The 19,016-nt window shown below is 51.5% G+C and carries 16 protein-coding genes; 9 read left to right on the top strand and 7 right to left on the bottom strand.

All coding sequences use genetic code 11. The annotated features are described in order from the left end of the window. Window positions 1-25: 25 nt before the first annotated feature. The 3 genes from BTA51_RS03770 to BTA51_RS03780 all read right to left on the bottom strand — a co-directional run bounded on the left by BTA51_RS03770 (window position 26) and on the right by BTA51_RS03780 (window position 3,000). Entirely contained in the window at window positions 26-619 is a 594-nt protein-coding gene (locus BTA51_RS03770; RefSeq protein WP_168188048.1) for an SH3 domain-containing protein, read from the bottom strand. Window positions 620-755: 136 nt separating this feature from the next. Further along, on the bottom strand, window positions 756-1,805 hold the full coding sequence (locus BTA51_RS03775) for a hypothetical protein (RefSeq protein WP_094706093.1): 1,050 nt from the start codon (window positions 1,803-1,805) through the stop codon (window positions 756-758). 88 nt (window positions 1,806-1,893) lie between these two features. Beyond that, the gene (locus BTA51_RS03780) at window positions 1,894-3,000 is read right to left on the bottom strand and encodes an AraC family transcriptional regulator ligand-binding domain-containing protein (protein ID WP_094706094.1); all 1,107 of its coding nucleotides are present in this window, start codon (window positions 2,998-3,000) and stop codon (window positions 1,894-1,896) included. A gap of 200 nt (window positions 3,001-3,200) precedes the next feature. On the opposite strand from BTA51_RS03780, the gene BTA51_RS03785 reads away from it, so the two are divergent. The 3 genes from BTA51_RS03785 to BTA51_RS03795 all read left to right on the top strand — a co-directional run bounded on the left by BTA51_RS03785 (window position 3,201) and on the right by BTA51_RS03795 (window position 6,967). Further along, window positions 3,201-4,982 (top strand): GMC family oxidoreductase N-terminal domain-containing protein, encoded by a 1,782-nt coding sequence (locus BTA51_RS03785; RefSeq protein WP_094706095.1) that lies wholly within the window; start codon window positions 3,201-3,203, stop codon window positions 4,980-4,982. 10 nt (window positions 4,983-4,992) lie between these two features. Beyond that, window positions 4,993-5,712 (top strand): hypothetical protein, encoded by a 720-nt coding sequence (locus BTA51_RS03790; RefSeq protein ID WP_141215528.1) that lies wholly within the window; start codon window positions 4,993-4,995, stop codon window positions 5,710-5,712. 208 nt (window positions 5,713-5,920) lie between these two features. After that, window positions 5,921-6,967 (top strand): hypothetical protein, encoded by a 1,047-nt coding sequence (locus BTA51_RS03795; RefSeq protein WP_246840911.1) that lies wholly within the window; start codon window positions 5,921-5,923, stop codon window positions 6,965-6,967. Between the two features lie 49 nt (window positions 6,968-7,016). On the opposite strand, the gene BTA51_RS03800 is transcribed toward BTA51_RS03795, so the two are convergent. From BTA51_RS03800 to BTA51_RS03815, 4 genes are all read right to left on the bottom strand, one after another. After that, window positions 7,017-8,297: a hypothetical protein gene (locus BTA51_RS03800; protein ID WP_094706097.1), complete on the bottom strand. Its 1,281-nt coding sequence runs from the start codon at window positions 8,295-8,297 to the stop codon at window positions 7,017-7,019. Between the two features lie 46 nt (window positions 8,298-8,343). Beyond that, on the bottom strand, window positions 8,344-8,853 hold the full coding sequence (locus BTA51_RS03805; RefSeq protein ID WP_094706098.1) for a hypothetical protein: 510 nt from the start codon (window positions 8,851-8,853) through the stop codon (window positions 8,344-8,346). A 318-nt stretch (window positions 8,854-9,171) separates the two neighbouring features. After that, complete coding sequence (locus tag BTA51_RS03810; RefSeq protein WP_094706099.1) at window positions 9,172-10,536, bottom strand: HAMP domain-containing sensor histidine kinase; 1,365 nt, start codon at window positions 10,534-10,536, stop codon at window positions 9,172-9,174. After that, window positions 10,526-11,215 (bottom strand): response regulator transcription factor, encoded by a 690-nt coding sequence (locus tag BTA51_RS03815; RefSeq protein WP_094706100.1) that lies wholly within the window; start codon window positions 11,213-11,215, stop codon window positions 10,526-10,528. Before BTA51_RS03815 ends, BTA51_RS03810 begins: the two co-directional genes overlap by 11 nt. Window positions 11,216-11,311: 96 nt before the next feature. Here BTA51_RS03815 and BTA51_RS03820 point away from each other — a divergent pair, with 96 nt between their 5' ends. The 6 genes from BTA51_RS03820 to BTA51_RS03845 all read left to right on the top strand — a co-directional run bounded on the left by BTA51_RS03820 (window position 11,312) and on the right by BTA51_RS03845 (window position 19,002). Beyond that, the gene (locus BTA51_RS03820) at window positions 11,312-13,126 is read left to right on the top strand and encodes an amidohydrolase (protein WP_246840912.1); all 1,815 of its coding nucleotides are present in this window, start codon (window positions 11,312-11,314) and stop codon (window positions 13,124-13,126) included. Between the two features lie 449 nt (window positions 13,127-13,575). Further along, entirely contained in the window at window positions 13,576-15,042 is a 1,467-nt protein-coding gene (locus BTA51_RS03825; protein WP_094706101.1) for a methyl-accepting chemotaxis protein, read from the top strand. Window positions 15,043-15,284: 242 nt separating this feature from the next. Continuing rightward, window positions 15,285-16,298 carry a TRAP transporter substrate-binding protein gene (locus BTA51_RS03830; protein WP_094706102.1) on the top strand — a complete coding sequence of 338 codons (1,014 nt, stop codon included), beginning with the start codon at window positions 15,285-15,287 and terminating at the stop codon, window positions 16,296-16,298. A gap of 119 nt (window positions 16,299-16,417) precedes the next feature. Continuing rightward, complete coding sequence (locus tag BTA51_RS03835) at window positions 16,418-16,966, top strand: TRAP transporter small permease subunit (RefSeq protein ID WP_094706103.1); 549 nt, start codon at window positions 16,418-16,420, stop codon at window positions 16,964-16,966. 11 nt (window positions 16,967-16,977) lie between these two features. Next, window positions 16,978-18,330, top strand: coding sequence for a TRAP transporter large permease subunit (locus tag BTA51_RS03840; RefSeq protein WP_094706104.1), 1,353 nt, complete (start codon window positions 16,978-16,980; stop codon window positions 18,328-18,330). Between the two features lie 87 nt (window positions 18,331-18,417). Further along, on the top strand, window positions 18,418-19,002 hold the full coding sequence (locus BTA51_RS03845; RefSeq protein WP_246840913.1) for a gluconokinase: 585 nt from the start codon (window positions 18,418-18,420) through the stop codon (window positions 19,000-19,002). The last annotated feature ends 14 nt before the right edge of the window (window positions 19,003-19,016 follow it).

Genomic DNA, 19,016 nt, shown 5'->3' on the forward strand with positions numbered 1-19,016 from the left:
CGGCTTCCCCTTGAGGTGGCTTACATCAATCAGCCTTCATCTCATCGTAAATCCCGTCACAGGTGGTTTCCTGAATCGCACAGACACGCCGGAACCATGCCGTATGGCCAGATAATTCCTGCGGTATCTGGTGAGAAGCCTCTGCTGTTTCATCGGCGTCTTCTGAGCTCTCCAGAGAATAATCAAGCAATGCCCATTTACCTTCACAGGCAAGTACCTGATTGACTCTCCCAACATCCGTCAACCAGTCGCCATGCAGATCAAGCAATTTTTGGCTCTGCGGGTCCGGCTGTTGATAACCCAGACCCGATTGAATCCTGAAAGTCACTTTGCTTCCATGAATCCATCCCATCCCCGAGTAGGTCTCTCTCTCTGGCTGTCCATATGGATAATCCCTGGCATTCCGGATCTGCAGCCAGCCGTTATGGGAGGCGACGATATCGAAGTCTGCAATGAAATCATATCCATCCGGATTTGGCGCTACTGGCGGCAAGGTGCCCAGCACCGGTGAGTCCGCCGAAGGACCGGCATGGACATTGATCCCTGCCGGATTGTCATCACTGCCCCAACCCGCCAGATCGCAGGTGGTTTGCCCTGCCGGTGGCAAACCTTCGGCCACAGACAAAGGGATCTGACAAGCTGCACAAAACGTCAAGCTGAGCATGACAGAACAGAGTTTAAATCGAATCACTTTCAATATGCCTTTAGAAAAACAGGGGCTGGATCAGCTTTCATCCCAATCCAAATTAAATCGTCTAGGGTTCCACTTTGGTCAGGACATACTGCCAGGTGTCCTGATTGGCATCACGGGTTGCGGCATCCTTGAAGTCCTTGTAGTCATCCCCGTGGATGGTGGTACAGCCTGCAGAATCCGTATTGTTGCGACTGCCGGCGTGTATTTTAAATGTGTTGTTCAAATCCGTAACGCCATTAGTATCAGAGCTATCAAATTTCAGGTCATGATTACTGTCACGTTCCACCCGATTAGCGCCATTGGTCACCGCATCGCTGGAGGGACGGAGGGCCCACTTGGTTCCACCGGCTGAAGAAGGATTGGGGTGACTGGCTTTTATCATTTCCGTGGTTCCCTCGGAAAGTCTGCCCAATTCGGGGACCCCATCGTTGGTCACATCCTCCCCTTCGGCACGCCTGAATCTACCAAGATCCGTATGGTTCTTCTGGTTACCGTCGTATTGAGCGGTTGGCTCAGTGGATACCCTGGTGAACTCTTTTACATGAACCGTTCCGTCACCTTCTTTAGCAATTACTGCCAGGCGATCATCATAGAGGCCCTTGCCGTTATTCACCATAGTGTCGTTTTCCGAACGAAGACCCAGAATAACACTCTCACTGTCTGCTAACGCATCCTTCGCCGACTGGTTGCCCCGAACTTCGACGATACTTGCATACACCATAAACTTTTGTTGATCACTGAGGCCGTCTGTATTGGGCATGGACGGAGGGTTACTTCCCGCTTCATTGATCTGCCTGATCGTATTGCCCACTTCCACGGGAGTGGCATACTGGGCCTGCTCCAGCATAAACGGTTCTGGAGATATCGAAGCTCCCAGCTTACTGCTCACCATACGGTACATGGCATCCTGAACCGCCTGGGGCTGCCCGTCAGTGGCACCATTCAACAGAGCAACGGCTTCGCCCTGGCGACCACTTTGCATTAAGCCGGCCACTCTTCCAGCCGTTTCACTGTAATTATCTGCCGTCAGCGCACTGCTTTGAGAGGGTACAGAAGAAATCCGTGTATGAGTTGCCGCCGCTGCAGCTGCACCACTTCCCTGAATATTCACGTTGACACCTCTGTTTCCGAATGATTGAAAGTGCCTAACTTTACGGACAGTGCGGACGATGTGTAACTGGGGCGATCCCCAGATCGGGTTAACCCAGTATGGACAATACCGGGCCTAACTTATTGCGATAGGCTGAGGGTGACATGTCTGTCCAGCGTCGAAAGGCACGGGTAAACACGCTTTGCTCCGAAAAGCCCAACTGCAAAGCAATGTCGGTAAAATCCACGCTTTGTGCGTCCAGGAAATCCAGGGTCTCCCGGAACTTTGCCCGGTCACAAAGCGTGCGATATCCCAGTTGGCTGCGCTTCAGCATCCTGCGTAATTCTCCCACCTGCAACGAGAGTGTGTCGGCAACTTCTTCGATGGACATCAGGCATCCTCTCCCTTGCACGGCCAGTACCTGCTCCACTCTGTCAACGATGGGTTCACCGTCATGAATGGCCAGAAGACGATCTGATTTTTCCAGCAGGGCTTCGTGTACCGTTGGATCGTACTGGGGCATTGGGCACTCCAAATCCTCAGGATTCAGATATATGGCGTCATGCTCACACTCAAAAAATACCGGGCAATCGAATACTGATTCGTATACCGCAAGCTGTCCTCGATTCTTATGTCTGAAGGTAATACGGGATGCCTTTATACGGTGCCCCAGCATGTTAAGCCCAAGGTGATGCCAGCCGGCAATCGAGGCCTCTACCGCAGGGTAGGCCATCCATTGTCTGGGCCATATCGCATCCCAGCAGAGGGATAGATAGTTCTCCTGTTGACGCAACACCATCTTGCCTACGCGGCTGTAAAGACTCTGGTAATGCAGAACACTCTTCAGTGCAGATAACAGATCAGGAGCACTGGCGGCGAGAAACCCGACCATGCGAAAAGAGGCTGCACTGGCCCGGTGGCCAAACCGTAACCCGATATGAGGGTCGTCCAGCCATTCAGATGCCCTACTGTATAGCTCATTCAGAAAACGGGCTTTAACCCATTCCTGTCCATTGTCGTATCTCAGCTCAGATCCCGGCCCAGCTCTCTGCCCAGCTCTCGGACCAAGGTCCGGCTTAGGCCCCAGTTCGGGAATCCATCGCCAGACCTGCTCTGGCGAAAGGCCCAGCTCCTTGAGATAGTCGAGCAGACTTCTCACATAACCGGCGTTGATTCCCGGTTCGATCAAGTGTGATATGGAAGCAGCGTTCATCATGGGCCAATTCTTATTATTCGGTCGCAAAAATTTTAGGGGAAATTATCCTCGTCAAACCAGCCGTCCATCTCAATTTGATCTTTTTGTGCAATCTCAGACAAATTTCTGCCAATCATCCGTTTTTGTCCTGTGACATGATCCCCTCCGACAAACCCACAAATACCCGACCAATAAGTTGAATAACACGGGGAGAAACCGGGATGACACTCAATCGACGCACTTTTCTGAAAGGCTCCGGCACCGCCATGGCTCTGGGCACACTTCCCATTACAGCACCGTCTGCACAAGCGGACACTCTGGCGATCGAGCCGCCGCCCAGAGAGTCTCTTGCCTCAGCCAGATCCGAGCTCAAGCCCTCTTGGGAAGTGATCATTATCGGCAGCGGATACGGTGGTTCCATTATGGCCGCCCGATTGGCTGAACACTTCGATCTGGCAGTACTCGAACGCGGTCGAGAATGGCATCCCGGCGAGTTCCCGGATACCTTTGGGGGCGTCCTGGGAGAACTCAAAGGCAGTCATCATCCCCTGGGACTTTATGACTACATCCCTGGCGCAGACGTCGATGTTCTGGTCGGCTCTGGTCTAGGCGGCACCTCACTGATAAACGCGAATGTGTTAATCGACCCGGAAACAGACTACTTTTCAGGCTCCGACTGGCCGGAATCGATCCGCCAGGATCATCAGGATGGTATTCTCGACAACTATCGTCGGCAGGTATTATCTGTATTCCACCCTGAAGCTATCCACGACTCCAAAGGGTTGTTGAAGACCCGGCACCTGGATAGTTCGTCTGATCGCCTGCACCAGCAGGGCAGCCCCGTCACCAGCACCAGACTTAATCTCGCCGTCAATATCGAGGCTTTCGATAACGAGCCAAATGACCATGGTGTTGTTCAACGGACCTGCAGTCTTTGCGGAGACTGCGTCACCGGTTGCAATGTGGGCGCCAAGAGCACCCTGGACACCAATTACCTGCCGATTGCCAAACACAAAGGGGCCCGGATCTTCACCCAAACACAGGTTGATACGGTGGAAAAAAGGGCAGATGGCCGATATCAGTTGGCGGGTCGGTTTCTCAACAGCGACGGCTCCTTCCAGACATTCGCCCTGACAGCGCGCCACGTAATCCTGGCAGCCGGGAGCCTGGGCAGCACCGGCCTGCTCCTCAGGAGCCGACTTCAAACAGGATTAAGCATTCCCGCTCTCTTGGGGGAATGCTTCAGCGGTAATGCGGATATTCTGTCGGCCAATTACAACCAGCAAATTAAAACCAACGTACTCGGATTCGGTAATCATCCCCCCTTGGCTGAAGACTACCGGGTAGGCCCCACCATTACAGCAGCAGCCAGATATCATCCGGCTTCCTCCGCCGAGTTCCTGATCGAGGACGCTGCCATCCCCCGGGCGCTTGTAGATGCCTCCCGCTATGCCGCCGCGCTTGATGCGCCACAACTGTCGATTCCCAAGATCAGACGCATATTGAGGGATCTGGCGGGGACATCGACACAAGGTGCCGCGAATCACTCCATGGTGTATCTGGGCATGGGCAAAGATCAGTCCATTGGCAGGATCGAGCTGGATGCCTCGGGCAATCCCAAAGTGGTTTGGCCCGACGCCAAAAATGATCCTGGCGTCAACACTGTCCGCCAGGCCATGCAAGAACACACAGCCACTTTTGATGGCTCTCACATTCAGAATCCCCGGTCACAATGGTTTGGCGGCAACAATCTGATCACCGTCCACCCATTGGGCGGATGCAAAATTGGAACCGATAGCCAGAACGGTGTGGTCAATCACAAAGGGCAGATATTTGACCCGGCATCTTCCGGCGTTCATGCAGGTCTATATGTTTGCGACGGCGCCATACTTCCAGGTGCCGTGGGAGTGAATCCCATGTTGACCATTTCCATATTGGCAGAGCGTATTGCTGACCACTTTATTCGGGACAATATCCAAAACAACATTCAAGGCAATGCCTGAGGAATTGATCATGAAGGTTCTCTCTATTCAGAAGGTTCTCTCCGCTCAGAAATCATTCTCCATATTGAAGACATTCTCCCTCTATCGCCTGCTTCCGCTTTTGTTCCTCGGGCTGCTCACGTTTAACACCCAAGCCGACGGCCTGCGTTTCAGCGAAACCATGTCCGGTTACGGGACCATCGACAACCTGTTCCGCGACATTCGCGTGGATCTGAACATTACGATTGACGACATTGATGCCTGGAAGGAAAACCCCAACCATATGGCTTCACTGCAGGGGCAACTTGTCATCGACAGCACCATCAGCCATCCGGTGTACGGTTATCTGAATATTCTCTCCCCCGGAAATATCGGAACCTGCGGTCAGGCAGACGACTGCTATCACTTGGTGTATTGGATGTACATTGATGACGGCAAGCCCGACGACAGTTACTTTATCGGGATGAAAACCGTCCGCAATGACAGCGGTTTTGATGTGATAGACGACATGACCACCCTGGTCGGGTGCTTCACCCAAACTCCAGATTTACCCCTGTCATCTGCTGTCAGCGACATTTGTGGCAGCCAGCTTCAGTTCGCCTGGTGGGATCCAGCTAACCTTTATGATTTCACCACTTCGTTCGAAGTGTTTGATACCCCTTGGTGGCGATATCTCCTGGTACCGGGCAAGTTCCTCTCGATTGTATTCGGCAATCTGGCGCAGGTGTATTTTCCCTGGATCTGGTTCTAGCCATCTCACATTCGCAAAGGCCATTACCTGTCAGGCAAGTGACTTTCCTTCCAAGCCTGTGAGATAACGAAATGAGATTGTGGGATGCAGAAATAAAGACAGCGACAAAGCGATAGAGAGTCTGACAACACCGAGAACCATATAGAGCCCTATGGAACCATAAACAACCCAGACTAAACTGAGAGAAACCGACTCAATGAATATGCCGATGAAACCGCTGGACCCATCACAGGCCCCATCACAGGAAATTGACGATACCTGGAACCGTTGCCAGTTCAATGTGGAATCGCAGAAGGGACACTATGAAAGTTACTTCCTGCGAGCCAATCACCCCACTGAACCGAAGGCTTTCTGGATTCGCTATACCCTGTTTGTCCCCAAAGACGCGGATCAGGCTGCCATCGGCGAGGTCTGGGCGATCTATTTTCACGGTGATCGAATTGTCGCAGTGCAGGAGGATATTCCTTTCAACGCATGCCGAATCGGCAACACTCCGGTAGACCTCACCCTGGGCCAAAGCCGACTTGAACGGCACAGCCTTCAGGGTCAGGCAAATAGTCAGCAGCATCGGCTGACTTGGGATCTCACTTATCAAGGTACCCCCAGACCACTTTTACTACTGCCGGAAAGCTTCTATGCCCGCCCGCTACCCAAGGCAAAATCTCTGGTAGGAGTGCCTCACGCCTGCTTTTCCGGGCAGTTGGAAGTGGATGGTGAAACCATAGACATCAAGGACTGGTTGGGCAGTGAAAATCACAATTGGGGAAGCAAACACACAGACGAATATGCCTGGGGACAGATCAGTGGCTTCGATCAAGCTCCTGACGTTTTTTTAGAGGTTGCCACTGCCCGTATCCACCTGGGACCTTTACGCTCCCCCTGGATGACATTAGCCGTACTGCGTTTAGGGGGGCAGGAGTCCCATTTCAACAGTCTGTTCCAGGCGGTATCCAATCACGGAACGTACCGCTTTCCGTCAAACGGTGAGTTTGAGTGGCAGTTTACCTGCCAGGGCAAAGGCGTGCGGTTATCCGGTCGCTTTACAGCACCTTCCAGACATTTTGTCGGTCTGCACTACAGAAATCCACCAGGGGGTATTCACACTTGCCTGAATTGTAAAATTGCCAAGGCAGAAATCTCTCTTGAAGAAGATGAGCAGCCTATACAAAGGTTTTCTACTCAACACCGGGCGGCATTTGAAATTCTGACGGGTAGCGACCAGCACGGGGTGCCGATCGCTAATCCCAAGACCTGAACAACTTTTCTCATTAGAGAGCAAATCTATTCAGATACGCTAACCACTTTTATACTGCCAATCGACGCTCGACCAGGCAGTACTCCAGCATCGCAGAGTGCATCTGCTGACGCATTGCCTCAATCCGCTCATGACTCACCAGCGGCCAGGTATAAACCAGACTGCACTTGAGACCTCCGTTAAACTGAAGTATGTGGAGTTCACAGGCAATATCCCCTGCAAGCGAGCTTGTAACAGCGTCGTAATCGGTCACCATGAAGTTGCAGTATTGATGATCAACGTCAATCTGCCCCCGATGACAAAGTCCCAGTCCGTGAACAAAGCCCTCGGCATTCAACAGAGATTTTACCTCTTGCCTGATCCGCCCGGTTTCAGTGTTTTTCTTCCGGTAGCAGTTATGGAAGATACGGGGGAACAGGGTATTCTGATATGTTTTGGCAATCTGCGTGGGCTTTGGTGCCTGACCAAATTCCAGGGGCGTATCCACCATTGAGAGATAGCAACCCAGCTGGTTAAGGTAATCTCTCTGACTTTTCACCCGTGAACGCAATGACACCGCAGTCCTGAGCACAACGGCTTTTCCGGCCAGCCCTTCCTTACGTGCCTGACACAGGAACAGTCCGGCGAGATAGTTAGACACACTGACCCCATTGTTTCTGCATTGGAGATCAAGGGCATGATACTCCCTGGCATCCAGCACTATGGTCGATACTTTTGTTTTACGATTTTCCAGCTCGGTGTTTCGCTGGTAGCTGATCACTGGACATGGTGTATCCGAAGTATCCAGCTCACTGGGTTTATCGGAAAGGTATTCATCAACCGCCGTGGGTATGCCCACCTGGCCGGGCAGCAGGTTTTCGCCCTCCAGTAAAGCATCCATGAACCCCAGCAGATCACGGAGAAGTTCATCATAGCCGGCCGGATCGATCATGACATGATGGCAGGTCACAATTAACCGGTGTTCCGCGCCATCTGGACTGCTTAACAACAGAATGCGCCACAACGCGTAGTCAGCAGCCAAGGGTTCATTGATAGCTTCCTCGTAGTATTGCCAGCACTTATCCACGTTGGAAAGGACTTCCTGCCGAATGCCAATCCGATCGAATTCACCATGTTGCACCAGCCAGTAATCCCCATCATGGGTACTGACGGCGCACTGTAGAATGGCGTATTTGCGGAATAGCAATTCAGCGGCTTTCACCAGAACCTGATAAGGAAAGCGACCTCGAATAGCAATCATCTCACTGCCCTGGGTAGTGCCTCGAGCCAGTTCATGCATTGAGGCCATCTGCGTTTCAATCAGGCCCAATTTCCTTTGTCGTGTATCCATAGTCCACCTCAGCAAGGCTTCAGGTTGCGATAATATCTGTCCACCATCAATTAAAGGCCGGCTCCTGGGCCACTACTTTCAATGTATCCAGGGCACGCTCCTCCTTAGCCATCTGACAGGCGCTCCATATTGCCCGACTGATTCTGGTCAGATCGTTTTTGGGCTGCTCGTTAAAGAGCTTCGGGACCATATGGCGAACCCGGTTCATCCAGTTTGGATAGGTCCGTTTGAACGCGGGTGACCATGGGGCATGCCAGGTGTGCAACCACACTGGCAATGCTTTCTTGCGACAGGTTTTATCGAAAGGAGAAGAAGCGGCATCACGGGGACAATTCCCAGTGCACGCCTCTTTCATGAGATAGTCCGTCAGGTGAAACCGGGCTCGCCGGTTTCCCAGTATCTGAATTCTGATTATGCTGCTTTTTTGTCCATACGCAGTCGGCTCACAGCAGAGTATTCCTGCCACAGCTTTGTAAAAGGCAACAGGAAAACGTCTGACGAAAGCCAGAAGGCAAAGGCCATCAATAATTTGCGGCCCGGTGTGTTGCTCGGACATGATTCCATTCCTCCCTTTGTCCGATCAGAAGTACTACTCAAGCTCTCACCACCAAACTGATCCGGTGTAGCAACCACGGTCACAATATTGCTCCCTTACACCTCATCCAGCAACACTATTAACCTTACAATTTCCAGCAAATCGAAAATTTTCTTCTAAAACAGCCGTTATTTCACAGAACTTCCGACGGGGCTTGGGGGCCTGTTGATCTTGGGTATCGTGCTTCAAAAATAAGCAGGTGGCACCAACGCACTCTCGGTTTTAACGAAGGCATAAGGTTTTAACGAAGGCCCAGTTCTGAACTGTAGACTTTAGGTTTCAACGGAAAGCCTGGATTTCAGCTGAAAACTCGATGACAACGGAAAAGCGCTCACTCTCCTGCCGGGTACAAAAAGACCAATGCATTTGCTCACAGACTTTTTCTACCAGGAAAAGCCCGACCCCGTAGCCATAGTCTTTTGTCTGCTGATAACCTTTTGTCTGTTGATAATCCTTTGTCTGCATGTTGCTGGTTGGCTGCACGGGGCTGGTTGTCTGTATATTGTCCGTCGTATGTAGAGTGTGGATCTCTGTGTTCTGAGTCAGACAGGGATTGGCAATGGTGATCTTTGCTGGGGTGCCGGTAATTTGAATGACAATCTCGCCTTCAGCCGTGTATTGCAGAGCGTTACGTACCAGATTATTCAATACAAGCTTCAACAGTGAAGGCGAAACGGGGATCTTGATGTGCTCTTTCGCCTGTAAACATACTTCGACGGAAGGTTTCTGCAAATATCGGTTGTCCTCAATCACCTGCTCAAGAAGTTCCGTCACATCGACCGGCTGGGTGTCGGTTACGGGAAGTGCTCTCCACAGATCCAGAATGGTTTGGGACAGGGTCTGCATGGTTTTCTGAGCGTTTTTCAGTTTATCCCAGTATTTCTGCTGCTCAGGGGAAATGGCTTGTCTGGCATCCAGTAACTGGATCGCTCCCGAAGTAATGGCCAGCGGGGTTTTTAGCTCATGACTGAGCACTCGCAGAAAATCCTTTTCTTTCCGGTTAGCCTCTTCAAGTTGATGTATCGATTCAATAAGTGAGCTGGCAATGTTGCTGGTCTCGATGAAGCGACTTGCCGATGGTGGTGGTGCGACATTGGCACTTTCACTTCGGAGTCGATTAACCCACACGGATAAATCTGAAATCGGTTGTCTGAGGCGGTAACTGATCCAGAGTCCTGCAGCAACCGCTAACCCAAAGAAGGCATAGAGAGCGATGTACAGGTGACTGTATATGGTGGAGTATTCATCAAACTGCTGTTTCGTGGCGAAGCGGTGGATAATGAATAGTGTCTCTTCATAGCCTGACTCAAAAGGTAATAGGTAGATTACCTGGTCCGGCATCTCAACCAGCAACACATGATCTTTGCTCCAGGACTCGCGACGGAGGATGGCTTTAACATCATCCGGCAGATAATTCTCCCCCCAGTAATACTCGCGCAGCCCCGGTTGAGAATCAGGCAGAAGCGGTGGAAGGTAGTGACTACTGATCCATTCCGCCTCGGTGAACATATAGTACTCCGTGGATTCGTCCAGACTCAGATCCTGAAGGTAGCGACCAAAGTAAATCGTGAGCAAAAACAACAGGCAAAGAACGACCAGGAATCTGCTGACAATAAACGATCGAATACCGGATTTATCCTTCATGGGTCTGACTTCTGTGGTTACTCCGCAACGCCACTCCCGCTCCTTTGATGGTGTGGATCAAAGGGGGCAGATTTTCCAGATTGATTTGTTGTCTCAGGCGGTAAAGCTGGGTTTTCAGTACCGCATCACTGACCTCTCGATCCCCCCAGACGGCATTCTGTAGCTCGCTTCTTGATACAACTCCAGGACTCTGCCGCATCAGTCTGATCAGGAGTTCCCAAAGAATTGAGGAGAGCTGAATCTGATGGCCGTTCCTGATGACGATACGTTGCTCCAGGTCGACATGAAGATCTTCCAGTTGAAAGACTGCAGTGTTTGGACGGTATCTGTTCGCCAGGGCCCGGATTCTGGCCGCGAGTTCCGGAAAGTCAAAAGGCTTGGCCAGATAATCATCAGCCCCCTTGGCGAATCCTGTCAGCTTGTCATCAAGACTATCCTGAGCTGTCAGAAACAATACGGGCATCTGTGGGTAATAGCGTTTCGCCGCCTGACAGACTTCAAGGCCGTTGAGCCTGGGCATCATGACATCCAGAATCAGTACCTCATAGGCATTCTGTTCAAGTAACGACATTGCCATCTGGCCGTCTCTTGCATAGTCGCAATCGATTTGCTCATCAGCCAGATATTCAATGATCAGCTCTGCCAGATCACTTTCGTCTTCAGCCAGTAGGACTATCATGATGTTTGTGTACCCTGTTGCTTCAATTGTTACCTTGCCGTTACCTTGATAGGACTACCCTTTGGGCATTTCCAATGCCGACAAGAGGTGAACCTGATGAATTTTCCACCGCTAACCCTGAAGCTGAATAAAAAATCGAAGACTGTCCATCATACCGCGCCAGACTCATTTGGCCCATATTCCGTTGGGTGGGCCAGTATCAAGGGAATGTTGATGCTGGCAATGATGGCAGGGCTATCCGCCTGTTATTCCGGTGGAGCCGAATCGGCTCAGGCAAGCACTGCGAAATCGGCTTCTGAAACAGTTCAAGCTGCCGATCTGCTCCTGACCAACGGAGCCATTTATACGGTGGACAGCTCAAACTCCTGGGCAGAGGCCGTGGCAATCAAAGGTAACAAGGTTGTCTTTGTGGGCGATAACGACTCTGCCAGGTTATTTGTTGGAGCCAATACCCGAGTAATGGATCTACAGGGCAAAATGGTGATGCCAGGCTTTCATGATGTGCATATCCATGCACTCGAATCCGGATCTGACAGTAACCATTTCATATTGGATTCTGAAGAAACAGATGCAGAGAACTTTATTCCAGATATTCAAAAGTCTGCACGCAGTCATCCGAATGTATCCTGGCTAATCGGATACGGGCACTCACTATATACGTTATTGGATGCAGAACGTTCTCCCTTGGAAATTCTCGATGAAGCGGTGCCAGATCGCCCGGTCATAATCATGGAGCAGACGTCCCATTCAATGTGGGTCAATTCCAAAGCGTTGAAAGAAATGAAAATCGATACTGACTCTCCTGATCCTCAGGGGGGCATCATCATGAAGAACGAAGACGGGTCTCTTAGCGGAATATTGATTGATAATGCCGGAGACAGGGTGATGGAACGGGCGATGAATGCGAATCAACTGACCGCAGAAAGCGACTATCAAAGCCTGAAAGACTACACCATGCCGGAGTTTGCCAAGCACGGAATTACCTCCATTGTAGACGCCAGGGGATATTGGCAGCGTAATCACCACAAAACCTGGCAGCGGCTGGCGGATAACGACGAGCTGACCATGCGGGTTTCGCTGGCTCTGTGGGCCTATCCGGAACTGGATGATCAGGTACAGCTGAACACACTGACGTCGCTGTATCGCCGGGATCCTGACGGATTGCTCAATATTAATCAGATCAAGGTCTACAGTGACGGAATTCTGCACAATACTACCGCCGCACTCAAACAGCCTTATGATATCAATCTGCTGGATATTCCCGGCAATCGCGGACTCAACTATTTCACTCAGGCGCGGATTGAAAAGTACATTACAGCGCTTGAGCCGGTCGGGTACGATTTTCTAATACATGCCATTGGGGATCGGGGTGTCCATGAGTCTCTGAATGCCATAGAAAACGCCGGCACAGAGTCTGGTCGGCATCGGCTCACCCATGTGGAGATGGTGGATTCCGAAGATCTGCCTCGATTTGCAGAGCTGAATGTGACAGCGGATGCCCAAGTTGCCGGAGAGTTTACCCAACCGTCAATGTGGCCTGAAAATGATGAACTCATAGGCGCCCAACGGGCTGACAATATGGTGCCTATCAGAAGTTTGCACGAAAACGGCGCCAGGGTAACGCTCAGCAGTGATTGGAGTGTCAGCCCGTTTAATCCCATGATCGGACTGCAAAATGCTGTCACCCGACATCCACAGGAACTTTCTTTAGTCCAGGCCATTCGAGCCTATACCATTGAGAGCGCTTACAGTATGAGACAGGAAAACCTGACCGGATCCATCGAGACCGGAAAGCTGGCAGACCTGGTCATACTGGATCAGAACTTATTTGATATTGCCCCGGAGAACATCCATCAGACACGGGTGCTGACAACCATCTTTGACGGCGAAATAATTTTCGAGCAGAAATGATCCAGCAATAAAACACATGCTGGTATAAACCCGAAAAGACTCGAAAGCCTCCACAGGAGGCTTTTTTCACCTTATGGCAGCTTTCGCCCATCGCCCCCGCGGAGCTCTATAGATTTATTGGGTGTGGTAGATTTCCCCAGTCCCTGATTTGATCACCTAATGATGGATATGACATTCCGGGCAACAGCCTGACAGAAGCGCATACGTTGCCTAATATAATGAATGTACTGTTATTTTTTTCTTGGATCCGTTGAAACTCCTATCCGATGAGGCATCGGCTGATCCTGAATTCAGCAGAACGGCAGAGATGGTGAAATAAGCAACAAACTGGTCATTTATCGATCTGCGTCAAAATATTTTCCAATCTCTACATTAATATGGTCATCAATTTGACACCTGCCGGAATGATCGGCAGTCCATCCACTTTGTAACCGGAATTGGTACCCTCTATGTCCTGGCTCACTAATGTCGGCCTTAAATATAAGTTTTGGCTGGTAAACGCCGTATCCTTTGCCATTTCACTGGCATTGGTACTGTCGGCCATTGTCATCTCCTACGACAGCAATATTGCCCTGATCTCTGAAAAAGTTGTTTCTGAGCTAAGCACGGCCAGTCAGGATAACAAGCAGCTCCTCCTTTCCGAGATTCCCAAGGATATGCTCTCCACCGCAGGGCAGCGCGTTATTACCTCCAGTGCGGCCAGCATGCCTCAAGTCACGGTGGAAGCAGCAAAAGGCTGGTTCAATACCCGGCCCGACACCATCGTGGCTTATCGTCGCAATGGCGAAGGTCAGATCACCGTCGCTTATTCAAATTCGCCCAGTCAGTGGTCGGTGTTCAAAGAACAGGCCCCGTCCTATGCAACGATTGTTTTTGTCATGATGTGCATTTTACTGATTGCCTCACAATTACTGATCTCGTTCATAGAGCGCCATGTCAACCGACTGAAGTCGGTCATGCTGCAAGCACAACGGGAAGGCGATCTGACATTACGAGTGCCCATTGAATGCAAGGATGAAGTGGGTCAGATGGCGTCCGCTTTCAACCAGATGCAGGAGACCTATCAACGAGCGGTACAGCAGATTTTGAACGCCGTGAATGCCCTGCAACAGGAAGTATCCCTGTTGTCGCAATACTCCACCCAGACCCGAGACCAGATGGGACGTCAGGCGCAACAGACGGAAAGTGTCGCAGAAGCCATGCAACAGATGCTGGAGGCGGCTGACCAAGTGGCACAGTATGCAGAGGAAACCCGCGGGATGTCCGATGAAGCAAACAATATGACCCAATCGGGCGTCAATGAAGCAGAAACCTCCAAAGTCGCGATTGCCAAATTAAGGCAATCGGTTGAGTCCCTGGTCAACCTGACACATCAGCTGAACGAAGATACCCAAAAGATCCAATCTTCCACCGGTGAAATCACCAGTATTTCTGAACAGACGAACCTGTTGGCTTTAAACGCTGCCATTGAGGCCGCCAGAGCCGGCGAACAGGGACGTGGGTTTGCCGTAGTCGCAGATGAAGTCAGGAGCCTGGCAACCCGCGCCTACACCGCCAGTGAAGGCATCGGAAAAATTGTAGGTGATATACAGGTACTCGAGCAGCAGGTCAGTGACGGTATGCAGGAGGGTCAGGAAGATGCCGGAAAATGCCTGGATGGCGCACAGAATACGGTGGAACTGCTCAACGGGGTCAAGAACCTGATGCGGGAAATCCTGGAGAAAAACACCATGATTGCCACCGCAGCGGAGGAACAAAGCGCCACCGTCGGCACGATGAATGACAATCTCCAGGAAATGCGCAATCTGACCCATGACACTTCAGGCATTGCGGAACAGGTGGCAACCAGCAGCCAATCGATCCTGGCTCAGGCTACTACCCTGAATCAACTGGTGAAGGCGATGAAGGTCGCCTGATCCATACTTTTTAAATCCGCGCCCTCTACATTCCTCTCGTTCGCTTTTTCAGATCTTTCAAGAACCTGCGTCCGGCAACTGTTGAACAGAAAGACAGGTTGCCGGGCAGCCCTTGGTACATCTATACGTTACCGGTAACAAAAAGGCTTGCATGTTACCGGTAACATAACTAGCATCATTTCAGTGACTCATGGGGAACCTCCCATTCCCCACTCCTTCAAAAATAAAAACGGAGACAGTTAATGAATAAAATGATTTCCCTGGCGGCCGGTGTTTTGTCTTTCAGCATGGCGCTTTCCGCTTCTGCAGCCGACTTTAAATTCAAGTTTCAATCTTCCGACCCTGCCGGCGTCAAGAATTTCAAAATCCAACAGGAGTGGGCGGACCGCGTCGAACGTATGACCGGCGGTCGCGTAGACATTGAAGTTCTCCCGGTAGGCAGTGTCGTCAGCCACACGGAAACTCTCGATGCCATGGGCATGGGCATTCTGGACGGACATATATCCGTTACCGGTTACTTCTCCGGGAAAGACCCCGCTTTCGGATTGATCGGCAATACGGTTGGCGCCTGGTCCTCTCCGGATCAATTGATCACCTACGTCAATTACGGTGGTGGCTATGAGCTGATGAACGAGCTCTATAAGCCCTACGACGTGAAATTTGTGGGCGGTGGAGCCACGGGCCTGGAAGCATTTGTATCGAAGAAACCCCTGAACGGTGTCGCAGATCTTAAAGGCCTCAAACTCCGGGCGCCGGAAGGGCTGGTGCAATCAGTCTTCGCGGCTGCCGGTGCAGCCCCGGTCAATCTGCCGGGCTCAGAAGTGTTTACCGCTCTGAGCAAAGGCGTGATTGATGCCGCCGATTACACCGTATTCTCCACCAACCAGGAAGCCGGCATGAATGACATCGCCACTCATCCGGTCTATCCGGGCTTCCACTCTCTACCATTGTTGGAAATTGCCATGGGCATGAAACAGTGGAACAAACTGCCGGCGGATATTCAGGAAATCCTGACGACCTCTGCCCGGGACTTTGCTTACGATATCAGTACTCAGCTCAAGTTGGCGGATGTTCAGGCCGTCAAAACAGCCCAAGCCAATCCCAAGATTACGATCCATGACTGGTCTGATGAGGAGCGCAAGAAGTTCCGTGAAATCGCCCGGAGTCAGTGGAAAGAATTCGCCAAACAGTCTCCCAATGCACAAAAAGTGTATGACTCGGTCACCTCATACCTGGAACAACAGGGACTGCTGTAGTCCCTCCCCTCCAGATAATGTGAATTGACCATGTGGGACATCCATCTAGCGATGAGCGATCTTCAGATGTCCCCGCCAACTCGTCTCCCCATTCACTCGCTTTAGCGGAGCATAGGCAGATGTCCGATCTCATTCAGGCGTTGGAAGAGAAACAAAGTCCTGCGCCAACCAATTTACTTGACCGCAGCATCTCCTGGCTGGGCCAGAAATTGAGTCTGCTGTTTATCCTGGTCGTCGCCATTTCATTTTATGAAGTGATCATGCGGTATGTTTTTGATGCCCCCACTACCTGGGTTCATGAAACGGCGACATTTATCGGCGCGGCATTGTTCGTGGTTGGCGGTCTGTATGCCTACGCCAACGATCACCACGTTCGCGTGGTGGTGATCTACGATGCCGTGGGCCAGACAGCACGTCAGTGGCTCAAATTGCTGCACCATCTGCTGGGTCTGAGTTTCTGCGGCATGATGATTTACGCGTCATGGTTCATGATGCAGAAAGCGCTGTTTGCCCCCTGGGGCGATCTGCGACTGGAAACCTCAGGCTCTGCCTGGAATCCCCCATTCCCCGCGTACCTGAAAACATTGATTTTCGTTGCGTTCTGTATTCTCGCGCTGCAGATGGTTTTACACCTGATCCGTGACCTGCGCCAGCTGTTTACTCGTTAAGGAGCGATCGGATGTTTGATTTGTCTTCCATCGGCATTGCCTACGGCAGCCTGCTAATGCTGGGTATGCTGATTGTGCTGCTGTTGACCGGCATGCAGCTGGCTTTTGCCACCGGGCTGGTGGCCCTCGTATTCGCCTTCGGCTGGTTTGGACCACAGGTACTGCCACTGGTCAGCAGCCGGATGTATACCTTTATCGGCAGCTATGTATTTCTCGCGGTCCCCATGTTTGTGTTGATGGCCGCTCTGTTGGATCATTCCGGCATCGCCAGGGATCTGTTTGATGCCATGAACCAGCTCGGCCGAAAAATTCGCGGGGGCGTGGCAGTACAAACCCTTCTGGTCGCGGTGATTCTCGCCTCCATGTCAGGCGTCATTGGCGGTGAAACCGTCTTGCTTGGCCTGTTAGCCCTACCGCAGATGCTTCGCCTCGGGTATCACCGCCGCTTGGCGATCGGAACCACCTGTGCCGGCGGTGCGCTGGGTACCATGCTGCCACCGAGTATCGTACTGATCATCTACGGTCTGACGGCCAATGTATCGATCGGCGATCTGTTTAAAGGGGCATTTCTGCCGGCTTTGATTCTGGCAGCGTTTTACATCATTTACGTACTGGGCATTGCCAAACTGCATCCAGAATGGGCACCGATTCCCTCAGATAAAACGTCTGACAAGACTCCGGACAATAACGCTTCGGACCTCTCACCGGACGAAAATACCCCCAGGCTGGCAAAGGCCCTTTTGTTCCCGATACTCACCGTCGTGATCGTTCTCGGAAGCATCTACTCAGGCATTGCCTCAATCACAGAAGCTTCGGCATTGGGGGTTGTGGGGATCGCCTTAAGCGCCCTGATACGCGGCGAGCTGAACCCCAATATGCTGAAACAGAGCTGTATCACCACACTGCGCAGCTGCGGCATGATCATCTGGATCGGCATTGGCGCAACAGCGCTGGTCGGCGTTTATAACCTCATGGGTGGCATCGACTTCGTGCGTGAAACCATTCTGTCCTTCAGTGACAGCGACGGTCTCACCACGATTCTTCTGATGATGGCAATTCTGCTGGTTCTGGGAATGTTTCTGGATTGGGTGGGTGTTGCCCTGCTGACCATGCCGATCTTTGTCCCCATTGTGGTGGAACTCGGCTACAACCCGATCTGGTTCGGTGTCGTGTTCTGCATGAACATGCAGGTGTCGTTTCTCTCCCCTCCTTTCGGACCCGCGGCGTTTTACCTTAAGTCCGTTGCTCCCAAGGATATCTCCCTGGGTGAGATTTTTCGCTCCCTGCTGCCGTTTATCGGATTACAGATTGCGGCTCTGGCACTGCTTATCGCCTTCCCAGAATTAGTGATGTGGTGGATGTAAGGATGTTGATCACTTTTGCATTCTCTAACGCTTCGACTTTCTAACACATCTGCTTTTTAACACGTCTACTGTCAGGAGATTATCATAGTGGAATCAAATACAACCTCCGAAAACCCAAGAATCGTCGTGATGGGGGTTTCCGGATCAGGGAAGACACACATCGGACAGTGTCTGGCCAGGAAACTGTCATTGCAATTTTTTGACGCTGACGATTTCCACAGCGATGACAATGTCCACAAGATGTCACAGGGAATTCCGCTGACAGATAGCGATCGTGTTCAGTGGCTGGCAGATCTTGCCGACCTGATTCATCGGACTCCCGGCCTGGTATTGGCCTGCTCCGCCCTGAAACCGGAATATCGGAATACCCTGCGGAATGGTAATGACAACCTGGTTTTTATTTACTTGAAGGGTGATTTTGATACGATCATGCAGCGCCTCAGCCAACGTGAGGAACATTACTTCCGGGGCAGGCAGATGTTGGTCAGTCAGTTTGAAACCCTGGTTGAACCCACCACCGACGAAGCCGTTGAAATCGATATTCAACAGTCCGTCGAGGACGTGGTCAACGACTGTCTGAAGGCACTCAAGAAGTGCCACGGCAGCCGAACTACCGTGGGAGACGAGTTTGAGAACCCCACTCAAGCGGGTCAACCAACCAAGAGCCACTGACAGAGAAACTGCAC

The sequence above is a fragment of the Hahella sp. CCB-MM4 genome, from assembly GCF_002260525.1.
GTDB lineage: Bacteria > Pseudomonadota > Gammaproteobacteria > Pseudomonadales > Oleiphilaceae > Hahella.

Excerpts from the sequence above, each read along its gene's own strand:
- BTA51_RS03780 (WP_094706094.1), bottom strand. The coding sequence starts at position 3,000 with ATGATGAACGCTGCTTCCATATCACACTTGATCGAACCGGGAATCAAC.
- BTA51_RS03785 (WP_094706095.1), top strand. The coding sequence starts at position 3,201 with ATGACACTCAATCGACGCACTTTTCTGAAAGGCTCCGGCACCGCCATG.
- BTA51_RS03790 (WP_141215528.1), top strand. The coding sequence starts at position 4,993 with ATGAAGGTTCTCTCTATTCAGAAGGTTCTCTCCGCTCAGAAATCATTC.
- BTA51_RS03795 (WP_246840911.1), top strand. The coding sequence starts at position 5,921 with ATGAAACCGCTGGACCCATCACAGGCCCCATCACAGGAAATTGACGAT.
- BTA51_RS03800 (WP_094706097.1), bottom strand. The coding sequence starts at position 8,297 with ATGGATACACGACAAAGGAAATTGGGCCTGATTGAAACGCAGATGGCC.
- BTA51_RS03805 (WP_094706098.1), bottom strand. The coding sequence starts at position 8,853 with ATGTCCGAGCAACACACCGGGCCGCAAATTATTGATGGCCTTTGCCTT.
- BTA51_RS03810 (WP_094706099.1), bottom strand. The coding sequence starts at position 10,536 with ATGAAGGATAAATCCGGTATTCGATCGTTTATTGTCAGCAGATTCCTG.
- BTA51_RS03815 (WP_094706100.1), bottom strand. The coding sequence starts at position 11,215 with ATGATAGTCCTACTGGCTGAAGACGAAAGTGATCTGGCAGAGCTGATC.
- BTA51_RS03820 (WP_246840912.1), top strand. The coding sequence starts at position 11,312 with ATGAATTTTCCACCGCTAACCCTGAAGCTGAATAAAAAATCGAAGACT.
- BTA51_RS03825 (WP_094706101.1), top strand. The coding sequence starts at position 13,576 with ATGTCCTGGCTCACTAATGTCGGCCTTAAATATAAGTTTTGGCTGGTA.
- BTA51_RS03830 (WP_094706102.1), top strand. The coding sequence starts at position 15,285 with ATGAATAAAATGATTTCCCTGGCGGCCGGTGTTTTGTCTTTCAGCATG.
- BTA51_RS03835 (WP_094706103.1), top strand. The coding sequence starts at position 16,418 with ATGTCCGATCTCATTCAGGCGTTGGAAGAGAAACAAAGTCCTGCGCCA.
- BTA51_RS03840 (WP_094706104.1), top strand. The coding sequence starts at position 16,978 with ATGTTTGATTTGTCTTCCATCGGCATTGCCTACGGCAGCCTGCTAATG.